The organism is Lactobacillus sp. PSON (assembly GCF_052615405.1).
In genome coordinates this window covers 117389-135958 of record NZ_JBQXFW010000002.1, presented here as the reverse complement: position 1 = coordinate 135958, position 18570 = coordinate 117389, and the positions used below count along the sequence as shown (strand labels likewise).

Here is an 18570-nt window from a genome sequence, read left to right as displayed (position 1 = left end):
TGTTACAAAACGACCACGAGAGGCTTACAATACTATGTATTTAGCGTTTTTAATGTAACATTGATATTTTTTTGCTAAAATTAAGAAAAATAGTTCCGTATATAGGAGGTTAAAAAATGGCAGTAAAACGTTTTTACGAAACTTTTCACCCAGAACATTATGATCTTTTCATTGATGTCAACCGGGGCAAAAAATTAATTAGCGGTACTTCAACAATTACTGGTGAAGCGCAAGATGATACAATTTTCATTAATCAAAAGTACATGACAATTTCTGCAGTTCGTGCTGATGGAGAAGATGTAACTTTTGAAGTTAGTGACAAAGATGAAGCAATTAAAATCAATTTAGGTAGAACTGGCAAGACTACAATTGCTATCGACTATACTGCTCCACTTACCGACACAATGATGGGAATTTATCCTTCATATTACGAACTTGATGGCGAAAAAAAGCAAATCATTGGTACGCAATTTGAAACTACATTTGCTAGACAAGCATTTCCTTCAGTTGATGAACCTGAAGCAAAGGCTACTTTCACTTTATCTCTTAAATGGGATGAAAAACCTGGCGAAATTGCACTTGCTAACATGCCAGAAACTGAAGTGGTTGATGGTGTTCACCATTTTGAAGAGACTGTTCGCATGTCAACTTATCTTGTAGCATTTGCTTTTGGTGAACTTCAATCAAAAATCACTGAAACTAAAAATGGTATTAAGGTTGGTGTATTTGCCACTAAAGCTCATAAACCAAAAGAACTTGATTTTGCTTTAGATATTGCAAAACGAGCAATTGATTTTTATGAAGAATTTTATGAAACTCCATATCCATTACCACACTCATGGCAATTGGCACTCCCTGACTTTTCAGCAGGAGCTATGGAAAACTGGGGTCTCATCACTTATCGTGAAGCATACCTTCTTTTAGATCCAGATAATACTACTCTTGAAAATAAAAAGTTGGTTGCAACAGTTATTACTCACGAATTAGCTCACCAATGGTTTGGTGATTTGGTAACTATGAAGTGGTGGGATAACTTATGGCTTAATGAAAGTTTTGCTAATATGATGGAATATCTTTCAGTAGATCATTTAGAGCCAAATTGGCATATTTGGGAAATGTTCCAAACAAGTGAAGCACCTCAAGCACTTCAAAGAGATGCTACAGATGGTGTTCAATCAGTTCATGTTGAAGTTAATGATCCAGCTGAAATTGATGCCCTATTTGATCCAGCAATCGTTTATGCTAAAGGTTCAAGACTTTTAGTCATGGTTCGTTCACTTTTAGGTGATGAAGCTCTTAGAAAAGGACTAAAATACTACTTTGACCACCATAAGTTTGATAACGCTACAGGAGATGACTTATGGAATGCTCTGTCTACTGCAACTGATTTGAATATTGGTGAAATTATGCATTCTTGGCTTGAACAGCCAGGCTATCCAGTTGTTACAGCTAAAATTGATGACAATGGCGATCTTATTTTAAGTCAAAAACAATTCTTCATCGGTCAAGGTGAAGACAAAGGTAGAATTTGGCAAATTCCATTGAATGCTAATTTTGAAGCACCAACAATTATGAAGGATAAAGAAATTAACTTGGGTAATTATAAGGACTTGCGTAATAAAGCAGGTCATCCTCTTCGCTTAAATGTTGGTAATAATTCTCATTTCATTGTTGAATATGATAAAACTTTGCTTGATGATATTTTGGCTGATACTGATGAACTTGATTCAATTGCCAAGCTTCAAATTTTACAAGATTTGAGACTTTTAGCACAAGGTGGACAAATTTCTTATGCAACGATTGTTCCACTTCTTGCTAAATTTGCAAATTCTAAGTCTAGCTTAGTAATTACTGCTCTTTATGCTACTGCTGCAAAATTACGTGAATTTGTAGAACCTGGTTCAGGTGATGAAAAGAACTTGAAGAAGTTCTATGATGACCTTTCAGTAGAACAAGTTGCGCGTCTTGGCTGGATTCCAAAGAAGGGTGAAAGTGATGAAGATGCACAAATTCGTCCACTTGAACTTAGTGCAAGTATTTATGCAGGAAATCCTGAGTCAATTAAAGAAGCTCATAAGATTTTTGTTGAAAATGAAGATAACTTAGAAGCGATTAATGCTGATATTCGTCCATATGTTTTGATTAGTGAAGTTAAAAACTTTGGTGGTCATAACTTAATGGCAATGCTAATTAAAGATTATCAAAAAACTTCTGATGCTTCATATAAAGCTGATATCCGTCTTGCAGCAACTAGTTCTGTAGATGTTGCTGAAATTAATAAGATTATTGGTTATTTTGAAGATGCTAATGTAATCAAGCCACAAGATTTACGTGGTTGGTATCGTGGTGTTCTTGCTAATTCACATGGTCAACAAGCTGCTTGGAACTGGCTTCGTGAAGATTGGGATTGGCTTGAAAAGACCGTTGGTGGCGATATGGAATTTGCTACATTTATTACTGTTACTGCTTATGTATTCCATACACCAGAGAGACTTGAAGAGTTTAAGAAGTTCTTTGAACCAAAAATTAATACTCCAGGTTTAACTCGCGAAATAAAAATGGATATTAAGGTAATTGAAACTAAGGTCAACTTGATTGAAAAAGAAAAAGATGCCGTTAATGGTGCAATTGAAGTTGAAATCAACTAAAAATAATTAATATTCTAAAAATAGGAACTTACGAAAAAGTAAGTTTCTATTTTTGTTTATAAAAAGCATACACATATAGCATATATTGACTAAACCCCTATCTATCCAATATAATTAACAATAATACTCACTTACCTAATTAAGGGGGAAATTTGTTAATGAGTAATAAAAAGAATATTGATACGGCTTTCTTTGGCCAACCAAGAGGTCTTTCTACACTCTTCTTCACAGAAATGTGGGAAAGATTTAGTTACTACGGCATGAGAGCCATTCTGCTCTTCTACATGTATTATGCAGTAAGTGCAGGCGGACTTGGAATGAGCCAGACAACGGCAGCTAGTGTAATGTCGATTTATGGTTCACTTGTTTATTTATCTAGTGTTGTAGGAGGCTGGCTTTCGGACCGTGTATGGGGACCAAGAAGGACTGTTTTCTTTGGTGGTGTCCTCATCATGTTTGGTCATATTGTTTTAGCCTTTCCATGGGGATTAGCAGCATTATATAGCTCAATTGCCTTAATTGTTGTAGGTACTGGCCTTTTAAAGCCAAACGTATCTGACATGGTGGGTAGTCTTTATTCAGAAAATGACCGTCGCCGTGATGCAGGGTTCAGTATGTTTGTTTTCGGTATTAATTTAGGATCTGCAATTGCTCCTATCTTAGTGCCATGGGCATCTAATGGCTTTGGTTTCCATGCTTTTGGTAATCACTATAACTTCCATGCTGGATTCTCACTTGCAGCAATTGGTATGTTTATTGGACTTGTTCAATACTACTTCGATGGTAAAAAATACTTACCAGAAGCAGGTATGTATCCAAACGATCCAATTGAGCGTAAAGATTTAAATAAGATTATTCAAAAAGTAGTTATTGGTGTTGTAGTTGTAATTGTTCTTTTAGTAGTAATGGCAGTAATGGGACAATTAAATATTGATAATATTATTAACTTGCTAACTATTTTGGCAATCGCAATTCCTGTTTACTACTTTGTAATTATGCTTCGCAGCCCAAAGGTGTCTAAAGTTGAACGATCACGTGTATGGGCTTATGTACCTTTGTTTATTGCTGCAGCAATTTTCTGGGGAATTGAAGAATCTGGTTCTGTTGTTTTAGCACTTTTTGCGGAACAACGTACAGTACTTCATATTGGAAACTGGCACTTTGCAGCTGCTAACTTCCAAACTTTAAACCCTGTCTTTATCATGATTTTGACACCATTCTTTGTATGGCTTTGGGAAAATTGGAAAAATCAACCAAGTGCGCCTACTAAGTTTGCGGCAGGTTTAGTATTTGCTGGACTTTCATATATGTGGATGGCAATTCCGGGTTGGTTGTTTGGTACTAGTGGTCGAGTTAGTCCATTCTGGCTTGTTGGTTCATGGTTTATTGTTGAAATTGCGGAAATGCTCATTTCACCAATTGGACTTTCTGTAACAACTAAGCTTGCACCAAAAGCATTTAAGTCACAGATGATGAGTATGTGGTTCTTGGCAGACGCTGCAGGACAAGCTGTTAACGCCCAAATTGTTAAATATTACTCAAGTGCTACAGAAGTACCTTACTTCTTGATTGTTGGTATTGTTAGTGTAATCTTTGGTATTGTAATGTTATTCTTTGCTAAAAAGATTCACTCACTTATGGCTGGAGTAAATTAAATAATAAAAATAATGGTCAAACTTGGCCATTATTTTTTTGCAAAAAAATCCCATATATGGGTATTTTGGAAACTTGTTTAACAAAATAGTGAGACAATGAAAAAATTACACAAAAATAAACCTCCCAAAGCGAAGTGCTTTGAGAGGTTTGTTTTTTATATTAGTAAATTATAACTGGTTCGTCCTTAATAATGTTGCTCCATACGCTGTGGATTTCGCTTGGACGAATATTTACACATCCATGTGATCCTCCAGCAAGGTAAGCTGACTTAGACCAGTTAGTTCTCCAGCTTGCATCATGGAAGCCACATCCACTAAGTGTGAATGGCATCCAGTATTGAACTGGGGATGAATATCTTGAGCCATCATCATTAAACCCGCGCAATGTACTTGGTGATTCTTTGTACATTACATACCAGACACCAACAGGTGTTTTATTATCGCCACTGTTGGTTCCAGTTACGACATCATTTAAATGAGCGGCAACTTTACCTTTTCTAACAACCCATAATTCTTGGTTCTTAATAGAGACAACGGCATAGTTTTCACCAAGACCATGGTTGCTCTTGCCATAGCCATGTTCATAAGTGCTAAAGCCATCTCCGTAAAGATATTTGCTACCATCTAAAGTCTTATCACCATCCATAAAGGCTTTTTCTACAGCTGCTTGGGCCTTTTTAACGTAAACTCCCCAGCCATAGCTTTCATTTTTAACAGTGATGGTCTTACCCTTTACACTATTGCCAGATGGAACTTGAACTTTATAACTCTTGTGAAGGGTAGAAACTTCTTTGTTAATATCGTTAAGTTTCTTAGTTAAGTTCTTCACATCAATGAATTGATACTTACCATTTTTATAGTTGGCTTCGGTAATTAAATCCTTAGCCTTTAAGTTGTATTCTTTACCGTCAATCTTATAAGTCACACTTGCGTTATGAATTTTAGTAAGCTTTTCTTTTGCTTCATCATATTCTTTGGAAGTGTAATTGTACTTTTTATTATTTGGTATATCGGTGTGTTGCTTGTTAAAGTACTTTTGAACTTGATCTTTACTAATTGTAGTAATTTCAGGATCGCGTTCTGCTACTACTTTATCATCTTTTAGATGAATGACATTAGTAGCTTTTTTATTAATTTTTTCGGTAGCTTTTGCAACAGTCAAGTTACCAACATCTATGCCATAAATTTTTACATTAGGATTGAAGTGTGTTGTCGCAAATGTGCGCGCTCTAGCTTCTCCCTTAACATGTTCACTATGAATCATGAATCCAGCGGCAATAGCAATGACTAATACTACTGCTCCAATAATCAAATAAAGATTATTACGCTTATTTTTTTGTCTTAAATTTTTCCTAGAATCCATTATGTTTAACACCCACTAATTGAGAATATGCGTTTGCTTAACAGTTTATCAGCTAATTGCTTTTTGGTAAAGGCATTAGCTTTATAAGAATATTTTAGTCTTTTTCTACTATAATAAAAAGTACAAAATGAAATTATAAGGGGGATGTTGAGAATGAATAATGATCCAATCGTATTTCAAATGGAGCAAGCTAAGGGGAAGCCGCAATCTTATCGTAAGACTAAGCAAAAAAAGACATGTCCATTTTGCGATATTGATAATTTAACTGATATTTATGAACAAGATGGTGAGATTATTTGGCTTAAAAATAAATTCCCCACTTTGCGTGATACTCTTCAGACAGTATTAATTGAATCAAGTGACCACCATGGCGATATTTCAACGTATTCAATTGAACATAATCGAAAAGTTATCAAGTTTGCACTTCATGTTTTTGAAAAGATGAATAATAGTCAAAAATTTAAATCAGTAGTCTGGTACAAGAATTATGGACCAAATTCTGGAGGTTCCTTAATTCATCCGCATATGCAGATTGTGGGGCTAGAGCATGAGGATGGTTATAAGTATATTCATCCGAATAATTTTGAAGGTGAAACTTTATTTGATAATGGGGATGTAGAAGTAAATATTGCTCAACATCCAGTTCAAGGCTACACTGAACTTAATATTAATACCTTGAATAAAAACAATCTTGATTTATGGGCGGATTGGATTAGAAGTGGTGCTAAATATATGCTTAATGTTATGTATGATGGCAGATGTGATTCTTATAATCTTTTCTTTTATCCACGTGAGCAAGGAGGTTATTGTGCAAAATTTATTACTCGCTTTAATGCTCCACCATATTTTGTGGGGTATAAATTATCACAAGTTAATGATGAGATAACATTAGATAAAGAAGCTCATCGTTTTAGAAAGTTTTTTGATGAAAGGTCAAAATTAAAAAATGAAAAATGATTGGAAGTCTAAAATAATTTTTGCAATTCAATTTGTGATTAACGAGCTTTTTGCTTTTGAGTTATGGCTAGAAGTTAGTGCTTATGTTAATGAAATTATTTCAATTATTGTACTAGTCACTTTGCTTGCTTTAGGATATGCTTTGACAGTTAAATTTGAGAATGAAAAATAAAAGCTGCTACATCTACTTTTTTAAGTGGTGTATCAGCTTTTGTTTTCTAATACCAAGTAATTTTATTAAGTGGCCAATAACGTAATTTTACTACACCAATCACGCCACTACGTTTAACATAACCAAACATTCGACTGTCATTAGATACGTTACGATGATCTCCCATTACAAAGTAAGAATTTTTTGGAACTTTATTTCCTAAACCACGTGATTTCAAACTAAAGTTGTTAGTATAAATCTGTCCCATTGAATAAAGTTTCTTTCCTGAGTCTAAGTATGGTTCATTTTGCTTTTTTCCATTTATGTATAATTGGTCATTCTTAAAACTAATCGTATCTCCTGGCATCCCAATTACACGTTTGATATATAAAGCATTAGGTTGATCTGGGGCTTTAATAACTACAATATCGCCACGATGTATGTCACTATGACGTACTGTAATAACTCGATCATTAGATTCAAAATTAGGTTGCATTGATGGCCCTGACACAGTATCGTTACTAAACACGAAATTAAATAATGAATAATAAATTCCCATAAATATAAGTACCAGAATTATTACTTCTAATATGTCTTTAAATATGCTTTTGTTTTTCATTATTTACCTCATTATCTATTTTAAAGTGAGTAGTTTTCAACTGTCTAAATCAGCTTATTTCATTAAAATTTAGTTTCTAAAATGTCATCTTCTGGACGGTGTGCTTGAATGCGAATTACTTCCCAGTCAAATTCATCATCAGGTTTTACAAGTTCAATTTCTAACTTTTCATCCCTATAATTGAATTTTAAATCTACACGATTTTCAATCCATTCAACTCGATTTGGTTCTTCATTTAATCCTTCAACTGTAATTTTTTCAGGAATAGGACTCTTTAAGAAGATATACTTTTGATAATTTGCATGACGATTTTCTAAAACAAAGCCATCTTTATCAACGCTTAATTCACTTGGAATTCCTTCATTAAACGCATGTCCAAACATATGCATCCAAGAATTGATTTTTTCAAGCATTTCTTCGTCAGAAGTAGAAATTTTTCCATCTTCTAAATTGATATTAATAACAGTTTTATCGCCATTTTTACGATTTTCTACAATTGTATTAATGACGTTGTCTGTAGTTAAATTTTCACCATTTTGTTCATCTATTAACTTAATGGTGTATTTGTCACAAGCTTCTTGAAAATCATTACTTGCACTAATAGCACGTACACCAATATCACGCGCCTTTTTTACAAGTGAGTCAAAGTCAACACTTTTAGCATTATTTAGGTTAAAATTTAAGACGATTGCAAAATCAGGATTCATATTTTTTCTCCTCTCAATTAATACTTATTAATTGTAACTTATTAGAAAGGCGATGCCAAAAAAATGCAGATTATTATTTCTCCAGCTAAGAAAATGCTTGTTGATAGAGATTCTTTTAAAGTTGAGACAATGCCGAAGTTTTTAGATAAAAGCCGAATTTTGGAAAAATATTTAAAGTCACGCTCTCAAGATGAATTACAAAAATTATGGAAATCTAGTGACCGTATTACTAAAGAGGGTTTAAAGCAGCTTGAGGTGATGGATTTAGATCATAATTTAACTCCGGCTTTAGTTGCTTATCATGGAATACAGTATCAATATATGGCAGCTGATATATTTTCTCAAAAAGGATTAGATTATGCAAAAGACCATCTTAAAATTTTGTCAGGATTCTATGGGATTTTGCGTCCTTTTGATGGAGTAACGCCATACCGATTAGAGATGAATGCAAAAATGACAGGTTTTCGTGATTATAGTTTGTATCATTATTGGGGCGATTTAATTGCAAAAGAATTATATAAAGATAATGATATAGTAATTAATTTAGCTTCTAAAGAATATTCTCGTGCAATACGTCCTTATACAGATTCACAGCGAAAAATGATTGATATTGATTTTTTGGAAGAACGCAATGGAAAATGGAAGACGATTGGAACCCATGCAAAAATGGCACGTGGTGAAATGGCGCGATATATTTGTGAAAACCAAATAAAAAATCCTACAGAATTGCAGGATTTTCATGATTTTGATTTCATTTTTGATAGAGAAAATAGTACGGAAACTAATTATATTTTTCGTACAGATTTTGATTTTAAGCGGCATTAAAATAGTGGCTTTAGAAAATCACTAGCTAATTTTGCAGCAATTCCTTTATATTCTCCACTAAAACGATGATCCGCATCTTCAATCATATGAAGTTCACTATTTGAATAAACATCATTATATTTTTTAGAATATTTTGGATCAACTACTTGATCATTTGTACCGTCAATTATTGATACGGGACCGTCGAAATGACTAGAAATTTCATAAATTGGAAGAACTTGAGCAGTTCTAACATAAAAGCCACCAAGTTTTAACCCCGCTTTTTCTCCCACTAGAGGAATTGTATTAGGTACATGATGAGGATCATAAATTGCACCTTGTGTGTTACCCTTTAAAGCATCATCTTTAAGAGAAGCGGCTGGAGCTAAGAGGACAACTTTTTTAATAATATCTGGATAAAGCCCAGCTAGCATTGAAGCAACAACACCACCTTGAGAATGTCCAATTAAAAAGATATTTCTAACATGGGGATCGGTTCTTACATAAGCTAAAATTGCTTTTGCATCTGCGATTTCATTTGGAACAGTCATATCTTCAAATTTGCCATCGCTTTCGCCATGACCATTAAAGTCAAAACGGACGCTTGCTACATTTTCATCACGCAAATTATTTGCAATTTGTCTTAATAACTCAGTATTTCTATTAGCAGTGAAACCGTGCATAATAATTGCCATATCATAAATTTCACCAAATGGTTCTTCGCGGTCTCCAACTAGTGTAAGACCGTCTCTTTGAATTGTTACACGAGACATAAATTTTCTCCTTAATACACTGTATATTTATATTTTAATCCTTTTCATGGTGAAACAAGTTAAGAAAATGGAAAGAATTTGTATAAAATAGTAAGATGTTTTTTAAAGTGAGGTTGATATTATGGAAATTGTATTTATTAGACATGGACAAACAAATGTAAATAAATCTGGGAAAATTCAAGGATCAAATATTGACGCTGAATTAAATGAAGTAGGAAGAAAATTGGCTGAGGATTCTGCTAAAAAGTTTGATGAAAGTCAATTTGATGTTGTATATGCTAGTCCAATGAAAAGAGCATTTGAAACTGCGAGAATTTTTACTAAAGGTAAAAAAGACATTATTTTAGATAAACGTTTGCTTGAATTTGATTATGGTGAATGGGATGGTGCTTTGTTAACAGATATGGCACAAAAGTATCCTGATGCCATTGACCCTTGGGGTAAAGCTAATGGCAATTATGTTAAGTATGCTCCTAATGGCGAAAGCATGAGTGAACTTGAAGCAAGATGTGCTAGTTTTTTGGATGAAATGATTAAAAAATATCCAGATAAAAAGATATTAGTAGTAGCCCATGGAACTTTAATTAGAATGATGGCTGCACATTTGATTGCAAATGGCAATATAGATGCCTTTCAAACTATGGAAAATTGCGGTTTGGCAGAATTTTCTATTAGACAAGGAATTAATCGTTTAATTTATTACAATCGAGTTTTAGCATAAGACGAAAAAATCGTCTTTTTTTAATACTTTTTTATTGACATTGTGTCAATTAGTTCCTATTATATAAGTGTATTAAATGACGTTATGTCACTAAAGGGAAAGAGGATAATTATGGTCAAGGCAACTTTTACACGTTTACCGGAAGTTAAGAAAAAACGCGTGACTGAGGCTCTTTTAAATGAATTTAGTCATCATGCACTTACAGATAGTCAAGTGGCTAGAATTGTTAAAGATGCAGGAATTGCGCGAGGAGCTTTTTATAAATACTTTGATGATTTGACAGATGCTTATATGTATCTTTATCGAATTGCAATTCAGGATATTCATGTCAACATGAGTCCTGGAGATAAATTTGATCCAGATTTTTTCTATGATAGAGTTTTAAAATTTATTGATGATACTCGTCATAGTAAGTATGAACCAATGATGAAATTGCATATGCTTCAAAATGAAGCAGCACTTCCTGATAGTATGAAGACTAACTCTGAGCAATTATTGCATATGTCTCCAGAAATGTGGAGTGCAATGGTATTAAGTCATGAAGTCATTAATTCTGTGTTTGCTGATCCTGATAATAAAGATCGAAACTTAAAACGCTATAAAGAAGCTCTTTACTTATTAGATAAGGGGGCTAAAGAGTAATGTTTTTAGCATTTAAAGAAATCCAACGTGAAAAACTACGTTATGGATTAATAATTTTAATGATATTTTTGATAAGTTACTTAATTTTTATGCTATCTTCATTAGCACTTGGATTAGGTGATGAAAATACCCAAGCAATTAATTCTTGGGATACAAAGCAAGTTGTTTTAAATAAAAATGCCAACATAAGCTTGTCTCAATCCATTTTAACTTCAGAGGATTTAAAAGGAGCAAAAATGGGTAAAAAAGAAGCTTATCTTGGCTTAACACCAGTGGTGGTTAAGGCTAAAGATGAAGCTTCAATTTCAGCACAATTTTTAGGAATTGAGAAGTCCCAATTTATTTATAAAGGACAAAGTTTACTTTCAGGAAGAAAAGCTAAAAATAGTAATGAAGTAACAGTAGATAAGGCTTTTCAAGATAAAGGGTACAAATTAGGCGATAAAATTAAACTAAATGATTCTGATAAAAAATTTAAGATTGTAGGTTTTGTAAAAAATGCCAAAATAAATATTGCTCCTATTGTTTATGGTAGTTTATCTACTTGGAAGTCACTTCGTCAGGGAATGAACAATGTAAAAGTTTCAGCGATTATTTCACAAAATCCAAATTATAAGTTTAACCATAAAAATGCAAAAACTTATAATGTTGCAACCGTAATTGATAAATTACCTGGCTACACTGCTCAAAATATGACTTTTGAATTAATGATTGGATTTTTGTTTGTTATTTCATTAATTATTATTGCAGTATTTTTGTATATTTTGACTATGCAAAAGATGCACAATTTTGCAGTAATGCGTGCTCAAGGAATCCCATCTAAGACTCTTGTGGGAGCTACAGTTAGTCAATCAATTATTTTAGTAGTGGTAGGAGTAGTAATTGCTCTTATTATGATGTGGATTACAGCATTATTCTTACCAGCAAGTGTTCCAATGAAATTTACTCCTGCAATTATGTTTGCTGGAAGTATTGGGATGCTTTTGATGGGAATTATTGGTAGTTTGATTCCAGTAAGATCAATTCTTAAAGTAGACCCTGCGAAAGCGATTGGTGAATAATTATGGCAGTCATTGAATTAAAAGATGTTAATAAATTTTATGGAAAAGGAATTGCACGCGTAGAAGCGTTAAAAGATGTCAACTTTCAAGCTAATAAAGGTGAAGTAGTCTTAATCATGGGACCAAGTGGAGCTGGAAAAAGTACATTCTTAACAATTGCTGGCTCACTTCAAAAACCTACTTCTGGAGCAGTTTTAATTGATGGTAAAGATATTACAAAGTTTTCTGCTAAGCAAAGTAATTATTTGCGATTGAATAAGATTGGTTTTGTCTTACAAGCTTATAACTTGGTACCATTTTTAAATGTTCATGAACAATTTGTTTTAGTTGATAAAGTTAAAAAACAAAACAACTTATCTAAAGAAGACTTAGATAAATTGTTTAAGGATTTAGGTATAGAAAAATTGGTTAAAAAATATCCTAATGAATTATCTGGTGGTCAGCAGCAACGTGTCGCAATTGCTAGAGCTTTGTATGCTAACCCTGATATTCTCTTGGCAGATGAACCAACTGCGTCTCTTGATACGAAGAACGTAGAAGAAGTTGGAAAATTATTTAAAAAGTTAGCCAAAGAACGTAATAAAGCAATTATCCTTGTTACTCATGACCCTCGTCTTGAAAAATATGCCGACCATATTTATGAAATGATGGATGGTAAAATGAGTAAGAAGAGATAATAGTATCATGTGTATGAAAATAACCTACTTCAATTGCGAAGTAGGTTATTTGTTTATTATAAATTAGGATCCATTTGGAAGCGAAGAGGTGAATCTGCTGTTTGTTTTGTAATTAATTTAGCATTTAATTCACGGAAAATATCTAGTGCAGTTTTTGCCATTTTATTATTTGCTTCATTAACTAAATTGATTCTTTGTTTATCATCAGTTTCTTTAGCTAATTTTTGATCGAATTCGTAACGGATTCTGTTAACTTTTTGATTAGCTTCACTTTGTGCATTGGCTAAGTCAGTTCCATATTTACTCCAGTCACGATCAACTAAAGTACTTGCAAGTTTGAATACCCAATAAGCTGAATTTTGACTATAGGTTTCTTTTCCATATTTATACATTGTAGGAACTTTTGTGCCTTGTGGATAAAATGGAATGTAGACACTTTGAGAAGCTACTCCCATTGCTAGCCAGTGAATCATTTTTTCACCATTTAATTCAAGTAAATGAGACTCTTGAGTAGTAGCTACTGAAATAGGTCTAAAGGTAGCATTATCTTTATTCTTTTGATTAGTTAAATCATATGGAGTATTTTGATAGTGATTGCTTAACACACTTTGCGCATCTTGAGCTGATAACGGGTGATCAGGTTTTCTTGTAAATGGCAAATCAAAACTTTGTGGATTTTGTACTACTGAAGGAGTAAGTAATTTTTGTCCAATCCAAACCCGAGGTGTATTATAGTGTAAATCACTATCATCGTGAGTACCAAAAATTTCACGGAAGTTAAATGGAATATTTTCAGGCCATAATTTGTTATTGTAAACAAAATCACGAATACCTTTAGAATACATAAAATTATCACTGTCGAAGTCAATTTCTTGGATTGCTAGTTGATTTGCAACTACAGCATATGAATCATCAGGAATACGCTCAGCTACCCAATGGTGACCAGAGCCGATTTCCATATACCAAGCTTCATTAGAATCAGCGAATAAAATTCCATCAGCTTCAGCAGCTCCATATTTTTCTACAATATCGCCTAAACGCGCCACACCTTCGCGAGCTGTTTTTATGTAAGGCAATACTACAGTTACCATGGCTTCTTCAAGAATTCCTTTTTCAGTGTCAAAGGGGTCAGCAGCTTGAACTCTGTCATTTGCATAGGCACTTTCAGTTGCACTCATTGCTACATGATGCTCGTTTATTCCATCTTCTTCAAATACGCCGTATTTATCAGTCCATTCAGGAGTTGAAGAATAAGCAAATTTTTCATTTGGAAGATTTATTTCAAACTTGTTATCTTTTGACTTAAAATGATTTTCTTGAATTATTTCATGTTTATTGAATGCCAAGTGTTTTGGCCATGCAGTTTTAGCGTCTTCATTACGTCCAATCATTACACTGCCAGAGAGAGAGGCTTTTTTACCTATTAAAATTGAAGTACATGATGAACGACCAACTTTTGTTTCCATAGATTTTCACACTTTCTGCTAATTTGAATTATAATTATTATAACTTGAAAAATATTTTTTGAAAAAATAGAGGTTTTATTATGAATGAAGAAATTGAAAATAAGTCAATTAAGCTCGAGACAGATTATAAGGATCAAGCAATTAATATGAAGTTTTCAGATAATCTTACTGATTCTCGTGAACGCGGTTACATACTGTCTGCAGCGCTCTTTGCTTATTGTGCATCTCAAGGATTAGATAAGCAAGAAGTTATTGAAATGGTTAACTCTAACTATGACCAATTTACTGGTGGTGCCAGCACATCACTGTTTTCAAGATTATAAAAATAAAAAAACATTTGTCATTTAACACTTGCATTTGTTATTTTATAGCGTTATTATAGTTGTGAAGAGAAAAATAACGACTGTAACTGAAAAGCACAGCTGAGTAATTCTGATTGAGGTGTTTAAAATGGCAAGAAAGAAAGAAATTAGTAGAGATAAAATTTTAGATGTTGCTTATAAGATGGCAGTTAAAGATGGTATTGAAGGTTTAACTGCTCGTAGCATCGCAAAGACTGGACACTTTTCAACCCAACCTTTGTATCTTGAATTTAGTAATATGAATGACTTGCGTGAACAAGTACTTGCAAGAATTTCAAATGACTTGAAAACTAAGACTTTACAACAAAAGTTTACAGGTGATGCTTTAATTGATTTAGACTTATCATACATTGATTTTGCAGAAAAGCATGTAAACTTATTCCGCGCAATGTTTGTAGACGGTAAGTTTGGTAGCAAAGTTATTTCTGATACTTTGATGGAACTTGGAACTGAAAAGTTCAAAGAACAATACAGCAATACTAATTACGATGATGAAAGAGTTCGTGATATTGTAATTGCTAACTGGATTTCTACTACTGGTATGGCTGCTTTAGTAGTTAACAAGATTGCTACTTTTAACCAAAATCAAATTGTTAATGTACTTAATGCACAAATTCACGATGCAATGCTTAACGATCGTCTCAGCGAAACTCAAGAAAACCCAATGTTTGCTTCTGGCGAAGATGCATCACTTAAGGATCAATTAGCCTAAGTCAATCTGAATCACTGTGCTTTCAGTCTAAGAAAAAGCACTTCCTAATTTAGGGAAGTGCTTTTTTGTGTTGTTAGAAATTACTTTACGTTTTGATAAACAATTCCATTAAAAAATTGCCTTAATGATACTTGCCCGTGATTTGAAGTTTTATTATGTAAATATTGAATTTCAGTATGTACATTGCTATAGCCAAAAATATTGTTTGCGTATTCTAAAACAATGTCATCTTCGGGATAATCAATACACATATAAGCAAGATTAGTCAAACTTTCCTTGATTTCTCGTCGAACTCTTTGCAAAATTATCTTTTTTTCTTGTTTATTACATCTAAAAAGGTCTTCTATACACAAAGATTCATATGGAATTTCACGTTCAATGAGAGCATTAATTATGGAAATAATATCCATGTATCCTATACCCCCCCGTTTATGCCTAGGAATCGCAGAATTGCGTAAGAGTTTTCTTTCTTTTTTGTCTTGTTACTTACAATAATAGTATTTGCATTTGTTTCTGCGCCACTTACTAAGTCCAAAACTTTTATAATTCGGTTTGACATTTTAATATTTTGAGCAGCCATTTTTACAATAGATTTTGCCTCTGCCTTATTTATTGGTTTACGAATTAAAAAGTCGATTCCATTCTCATATGCTTTTGTAATTTCTTCATCAGTAGGTTGAGAAGAAAGCAAAATGAAATGCGGATAATGATGGTTTTGTTGGATTTGTTGAATTAATTCAATTCCGTTTTTACGATTTAGATTAAGATCAATAAACATAATATCAACGCTCAATCGCATTACATCATAAAATGCTTCTTGAGGATCAGAAGTAGTTCCAACAATTGTATTATTAAAATCTCTTTCAATAATGTCACGTAAGTAATTTATTGTACTTTGTTGTTTACCAACAATATAAAAATTCATTTTATACCCCTTTTGAAGTTGCTTGAAAAAGTTTGAAGCTTTTTGAAGCAGCTTTTTTTATTTTTACGAAAAAATTCCAATTTATTAACATTGGATAATGCGCTTTCTTTGTTAGTATATCATTATTTTCACGATTAATTATTATGAATAAAATTTACCTCAATTTATATAAATATAAATTACTATATTATATTTTTTGAAATTTCTTGATGATAAGTGAGGAATAGTGAAGACAGTATCTATTATTAGTATTGCAGCGAAATGAAAGCGCTGTCTAAAGCTTTTGATATTTAGAACTTTATAAACAACATAAAAGTTGCAACAAAAAATATATTATTCAGGAGGAAAAAACTGATGGCTTTTAATTTACGTAATCGGAGTTTTTTAACTTTAGCAGATTTCAATACTAGAGAAGTTGAATACATGCTTAACTTAGCAGAAGACTTGAAGAAAGCTAAGTATGCAGGTACTGAGCGACAAAATCTTAAAGGTAAGAATATTGCTTTAATTTTTGAAAAGAGTTCAACTCGTACTCGTTGTTCATTTGAAGTAGGTGCAAAAGATGAAGGTGCCCATGTAACTTACTTAGGACCAAGTGGTTCTCATATTGGTAAGAAGGAATCTGTTAAGGATACAGCACGTGTACTTGGTGGAATGTTTGATGGTATTGAATACCGTGGATTTTCACAAAAAAATGTTGAAATTTTAGCTAAGTATTCAGGTGTTCCAGTTTGGAATGGTTTAACTGATGAAGATCACCCAACACAAGTTCTTGCAGACTTCTTAACAGCACATGAAGTGTTAAAGAAACCATACCAAGAAATTAAATTTGCTTTTGTTGGTGATGGACGTGATAACGTTTCAAACGCTTTAATGCTAGGTGCAGCAGTAATGGGTATGGAATACCATGTAGTAACTCCTAAAGAATTAGAGCCATCAAAAGAAACCTTGGATAAGGCTAATGCAATTGCAGCTAAAACTGGTGCAAAGATTGTAGTTACTAATGATATTGACGAAGGCGTTAAAGGCATGGATGTAATTTACGCTGACGTTTGGGTTTCAATGGGTGAACCTGATGAAATTTGGGAAAAGAGAATTAATCTCTTGAAACCATATCAAGTAACTATGGACGTTTTAAAAGCTACCGGAAATCCAAATGTTATTTTTGAACACTGCTTACCAGCATTCCATAACTTAGACACAGAAGTTGGCAAACAAATTTATGAAAAATTTGGAATTAAGGAAATGGAAGTAACTGATGAAGTATTTGAAAGTAATCATTCTGTAGTGTTCCGTGAAGCTGAAAATCGTATGCACACAATTAAGGCAGTTATGGTTGCAACACTTGGTGAACAAGGCTAGGAGGATTTCCAATGGAAAGGATTGTTGTTGCCTTAGGTGGCAATGCTTTAGGTAAATCTCCTCAAGAGCAATTGAAGTTAGTTAAAAATACAGCATCTTCTTTAATTGGTTTAATTGCTCAAGGTAATCAAGTTGTTGTAAGTCACGGAAATGGGCCACAAGTTGGTGAAATCAACTTAGGTATGAATTATGCAGCTGAACACGGCAAGACAGCTGAATTTCCATTTCCAGAATGTGGAGCTATGAGTCAGGGCTACATTGGTTATCATTTACAACAAAGTCTTGAAAATGAACTTCACAAGCAATGGATTAACAAAAATGTTGCAACTATTATTACTCAAATTGCTGTAGATCCAAAGGATCAAGCTTTTGAAAAACCTTCAAAACCAGTAGGCAGATTCTATTCAAAAGAAGAGGCTGAAAAGATTGCTAAAGATAAAGGATATACTTTTGTCGAAGATGCTGGTAGAGGTTATCGACAGGTAGTTCCATCTCCAATGCCTAAAAAAATTATGGAGTTAGAAAGTATTAAAACTTTAGTAAATGCTGGAAACTTAGTAATTGCAGGTGGAGGTGGAGGAGTTCCTGTTGTAATGACCGATGAAGGTTTACAAGGAGTTCCTGCTGTAATTGATAAGGATCAAGCTAGTGCGTTATTAGCAGATAAATTAAATGCTGATAAGTTAATCATTTTAACAGCTGTTGATCATGTATTTATTAACTATGGTAAGCCTGATCAAAAAGCCATAAAGACATTGAATATTCAAGAAGCTGAAAAGTTGATTGAAGAAGGTCAATTTGCTGCAGGTAGTATGTTACCTAAAGTTAAAGCTTGCTTAACATTTGTCAAAAATCATCCAGGTCATGAAGCATTAATCACTTCTCTTGATGGATTAGATGATGCTTTGGCAGGTAAAGTTGGCACGGTAATTTCTAACTAGATAAATTATTAAAAATTATAAAAA

Annotated in this window: 20 protein-coding genes; 13 read left to right on the top strand and 7 right to left on the bottom strand. The window is 33.2% G+C overall.

Features of this window, described 5'->3' with window-relative positions; all coding sequences use genetic code 11:
• Positions 1–116 precede the first annotated feature (116 nt).
• Together ACTHPI_RS01140 and ACTHPI_RS01135 are read left to right on the top strand one after the other, a co-directional pair.
• The gene (locus ACTHPI_RS01140) at positions 117–2648 is read left to right on the top strand and encodes a M1 family metallopeptidase (RefSeq protein WP_445352344.1); all 2532 of its coding nucleotides are present in this window, start codon (positions 117–119) and stop codon (positions 2646–2648) included.
• Between the two features lie 158 nt (positions 2649–2806).
• Positions 2807–4303 (top strand): peptide MFS transporter, encoded by a 1497-nt coding sequence (locus ACTHPI_RS01135; RefSeq protein WP_445352343.1) that lies wholly within the window; start codon positions 2807–2809, stop codon positions 4301–4303.
• A gap of 160 nt (positions 4304–4463) precedes the next feature.
• Here ACTHPI_RS01135 and ACTHPI_RS01130 read toward each other — a convergent pair whose 3' ends face one another.
• Positions 4464–5666 carry a L,D-transpeptidase family protein gene (locus ACTHPI_RS01130; RefSeq protein ID WP_445352342.1) on the bottom strand — a complete coding sequence of 401 codons (1203 nt, stop codon included), beginning with the start codon at positions 5664–5666 and terminating at the stop codon, positions 4464–4466.
• Positions 5667–5819: 153 nt separating this feature from the next.
• On the opposite strand from ACTHPI_RS01130, the gene ACTHPI_RS01125 reads away from it, so the two are divergent.
• A complete protein-coding gene (locus ACTHPI_RS01125) occupies positions 5820–6623 on the top strand; it encodes a DUF4931 domain-containing protein (RefSeq protein ID WP_445352341.1) in 804 nt (267 codons plus the stop codon).
• Positions 6613–6795 carry a hypothetical protein gene (locus ACTHPI_RS01120; RefSeq protein ID WP_445352340.1) on the top strand — a complete coding sequence of 61 codons (183 nt, stop codon included), beginning with the start codon at positions 6613–6615 and terminating at the stop codon, positions 6793–6795. The genes ACTHPI_RS01125 and ACTHPI_RS01120 overlap by 11 nt, the downstream gene beginning before the upstream one ends.
• Positions 6796–6841: 46 nt before the next feature.
• Here the strand turns inward: ACTHPI_RS01120 and lepB are convergent, their stop codons facing one another.
• Both lepB and ACTHPI_RS01110 read right to left on the bottom strand, forming a co-directional pair.
• Positions 6842–7393, bottom strand: a complete 552-nt coding sequence (gene lepB, locus ACTHPI_RS01115; protein WP_445352339.1) for a signal peptidase I — start codon at positions 7391–7393, stop codon at positions 6842–6844.
• A 62-nt stretch (positions 7394–7455) separates the two neighbouring features.
• Entirely contained in the window at positions 7456–8100 is a 645-nt protein-coding gene (locus ACTHPI_RS01110) for a hypothetical protein (protein WP_445352338.1), read from the bottom strand.
• A gap of 63 nt (positions 8101–8163) precedes the next feature.
• Here ACTHPI_RS01110 and yaaA point away from each other — a divergent pair, with 63 nt between their 5' ends.
• Positions 8164–8925, top strand: a complete 762-nt coding sequence (yaaA, locus tag ACTHPI_RS01105) for a peroxide stress protein YaaA (RefSeq protein ID WP_445352337.1) — start codon at positions 8164–8166, stop codon at positions 8923–8925.
• Here the strand turns inward: yaaA and ACTHPI_RS01100 are convergent.
• Entirely contained in the window at positions 8922–9677 is a 756-nt protein-coding gene (locus ACTHPI_RS01100; RefSeq protein ID WP_445352336.1) for an alpha/beta hydrolase, read from the bottom strand. The genes yaaA and ACTHPI_RS01100 overlap by 4 nt on opposite strands.
• A gap of 121 nt (positions 9678–9798) precedes the next feature.
• Between ACTHPI_RS01100 and ACTHPI_RS01095 the strand changes: the two genes are divergently transcribed.
• The 4 genes from ACTHPI_RS01095 to ACTHPI_RS01080 all read left to right on the top strand — a co-directional run bounded on the left by ACTHPI_RS01095 (position 9799) and on the right by ACTHPI_RS01080 (position 12778).
• Positions 9799–10398: a histidine phosphatase family protein gene (locus ACTHPI_RS01095; protein ID WP_445352335.1), complete on the top strand. Its 600-nt coding sequence runs from the start codon at positions 9799–9801 to the stop codon at positions 10396–10398.
• Positions 10399–10509: 111 nt separating this feature from the next.
• Positions 10510–11040, top strand: coding sequence for a TetR/AcrR family transcriptional regulator (locus tag ACTHPI_RS01090; RefSeq protein ID WP_445352334.1), 531 nt, complete (start codon positions 10510–10512; stop codon positions 11038–11040).
• Positions 11040–12101, top strand: coding sequence for an ABC transporter permease (locus ACTHPI_RS01085; RefSeq protein ID WP_445352333.1), 1062 nt, complete (start codon positions 11040–11042; stop codon positions 12099–12101). Before ACTHPI_RS01090 ends, ACTHPI_RS01085 begins: the two co-directional genes overlap by 1 nt.
• Before the next feature lie 2 nt (positions 12102–12103).
• Positions 12104–12778, top strand: coding sequence for an ABC transporter ATP-binding protein (locus ACTHPI_RS01080; RefSeq protein WP_445352332.1), 675 nt, complete (start codon positions 12104–12106; stop codon positions 12776–12778).
• A 56-nt stretch (positions 12779–12834) separates the two neighbouring features.
• Here the strand turns inward: ACTHPI_RS01080 and ACTHPI_RS01075 are convergent, their stop codons facing one another.
• Positions 12835–14244 carry a C69 family dipeptidase gene (locus tag ACTHPI_RS01075; protein WP_445352331.1) on the bottom strand — a complete coding sequence of 470 codons (1410 nt, stop codon included), beginning with the start codon at positions 14242–14244 and terminating at the stop codon, positions 12835–12837.
• Between the two features lie 80 nt (positions 14245–14324).
• On the opposite strand from ACTHPI_RS01075, the gene ACTHPI_RS01070 reads away from it, so the two are divergent.
• Together ACTHPI_RS01070 and ACTHPI_RS01065 are read left to right on the top strand one after the other, a co-directional pair.
• Positions 14325–14567, top strand: a complete 243-nt coding sequence (locus ACTHPI_RS01070) for a hypothetical protein (protein WP_445352330.1) — start codon at positions 14325–14327, stop codon at positions 14565–14567.
• Positions 14568–14694: 127 nt separating this feature from the next.
• On the top strand, positions 14695–15318 hold the full coding sequence (locus ACTHPI_RS01065; RefSeq protein WP_144355873.1) for a TetR/AcrR family transcriptional regulator: 624 nt from the start codon (positions 14695–14697) through the stop codon (positions 15316–15318).
• A gap of 80 nt (positions 15319–15398) precedes the next feature.
• Here the strand turns inward: ACTHPI_RS01065 and ACTHPI_RS01060 are convergent, their stop codons facing one another.
• Together ACTHPI_RS01060 and ACTHPI_RS01055 are read right to left on the bottom strand one after the other, a co-directional pair.
• A complete protein-coding gene (locus tag ACTHPI_RS01060; protein ID WP_445352329.1) occupies positions 15399–15728 on the bottom strand; it encodes a DNA-binding domain-containing protein in 330 nt (109 codons plus the stop codon).
• A gap of 5 nt (positions 15729–15733) precedes the next feature.
• Positions 15734–16243, bottom strand: a complete 510-nt coding sequence (locus ACTHPI_RS01055; protein ID WP_445352328.1) for a response regulator — start codon at positions 16241–16243, stop codon at positions 15734–15736.
• A 354-nt stretch (positions 16244–16597) separates the two neighbouring features.
• Between ACTHPI_RS01055 and argF the strand changes: the two genes are divergently transcribed.
• Both argF and arcC read left to right on the top strand, forming a co-directional pair.
• On the top strand, positions 16598–17605 hold the full coding sequence (gene argF / locus ACTHPI_RS01050) for an ornithine carbamoyltransferase (protein WP_445352327.1): 1008 nt from the start codon (positions 16598–16600) through the stop codon (positions 17603–17605).
• A gap of 11 nt (positions 17606–17616) precedes the next feature.
• Positions 17617–18546: a carbamate kinase gene (gene arcC, locus ACTHPI_RS01045; protein ID WP_445352326.1), complete on the top strand. Its 930-nt coding sequence runs from the start codon at positions 17617–17619 to the stop codon at positions 18544–18546.
• The last annotated feature ends 24 nt before the right edge of the window (positions 18547–18570 follow it).

Bases quoted from the DNA above. Each gene is read 5' to 3' on its own strand.
- ACTHPI_RS01140 (WP_445352344.1), top strand. From the start codon at position 117: ATGGCAGTAAAACGTTTTTACGAAACTTTTCACCCAGAACATTATGAT.
- ACTHPI_RS01135 (WP_445352343.1), top strand. From the start codon at position 2,807: ATGAGTAATAAAAAGAATATTGATACGGCTTTCTTTGGCCAACCAAGA.
- ACTHPI_RS01130 (WP_445352342.1), bottom strand. From the start codon at position 5,666: ATGGATTCTAGGAAAAATTTAAGACAAAAAAATAAGCGTAATAATCTT.
- ACTHPI_RS01125 (WP_445352341.1), top strand. From the start codon at position 5,820: ATGAATAATGATCCAATCGTATTTCAAATGGAGCAAGCTAAGGGGAAG.
- ACTHPI_RS01120 (WP_445352340.1), top strand. From the start codon at position 6,613: ATGAAAAATGATTGGAAGTCTAAAATAATTTTTGCAATTCAATTTGTG.
- lepB (WP_445352339.1), bottom strand. From the start codon at position 7,393: ATGAAAAACAAAAGCATATTTAAAGACATATTAGAAGTAATAATTCTG.
- ACTHPI_RS01110 (WP_445352338.1), bottom strand. From the start codon at position 8,100: ATGAATCCTGATTTTGCAATCGTCTTAAATTTTAACCTAAATAATGCT.
- yaaA (WP_445352337.1), top strand. From the start codon at position 8,164: ATGCAGATTATTATTTCTCCAGCTAAGAAAATGCTTGTTGATAGAGAT.
- ACTHPI_RS01100 (WP_445352336.1), bottom strand. From the start codon at position 9,677: ATGTCTCGTGTAACAATTCAAAGAGACGGTCTTACACTAGTTGGAGAC.
- ACTHPI_RS01095 (WP_445352335.1), top strand. From the start codon at position 9,799: ATGGAAATTGTATTTATTAGACATGGACAAACAAATGTAAATAAATCT.
- ACTHPI_RS01090 (WP_445352334.1), top strand. From the start codon at position 10,510: ATGGTCAAGGCAACTTTTACACGTTTACCGGAAGTTAAGAAAAAACGC.
- ACTHPI_RS01085 (WP_445352333.1), top strand. From the start codon at position 11,040: ATGTTTTTAGCATTTAAAGAAATCCAACGTGAAAAACTACGTTATGGA.
- ACTHPI_RS01080 (WP_445352332.1), top strand. From the start codon at position 12,104: ATGGCAGTCATTGAATTAAAAGATGTTAATAAATTTTATGGAAAAGGA.
- ACTHPI_RS01075 (WP_445352331.1), bottom strand. From the start codon at position 14,244: ATGGAAACAAAAGTTGGTCGTTCATCATGTACTTCAATTTTAATAGGT.
- ACTHPI_RS01070 (WP_445352330.1), top strand. From the start codon at position 14,325: ATGAATGAAGAAATTGAAAATAAGTCAATTAAGCTCGAGACAGATTAT.
- ACTHPI_RS01065 (WP_144355873.1), top strand. From the start codon at position 14,695: ATGGCAAGAAAGAAAGAAATTAGTAGAGATAAAATTTTAGATGTTGCT.
- ACTHPI_RS01060 (WP_445352329.1), bottom strand. From the start codon at position 15,728: ATGGATATTATTTCCATAATTAATGCTCTCATTGAACGTGAAATTCCA.
- ACTHPI_RS01055 (WP_445352328.1), bottom strand. From the start codon at position 16,243: ATGAATTTTTATATTGTTGGTAAACAACAAAGTACAATAAATTACTTA.
- argF (WP_445352327.1), top strand. From the start codon at position 16,598: ATGGCTTTTAATTTACGTAATCGGAGTTTTTTAACTTTAGCAGATTTC.
- arcC (WP_445352326.1), top strand. From the start codon at position 17,617: ATGGAAAGGATTGTTGTTGCCTTAGGTGGCAATGCTTTAGGTAAATCT.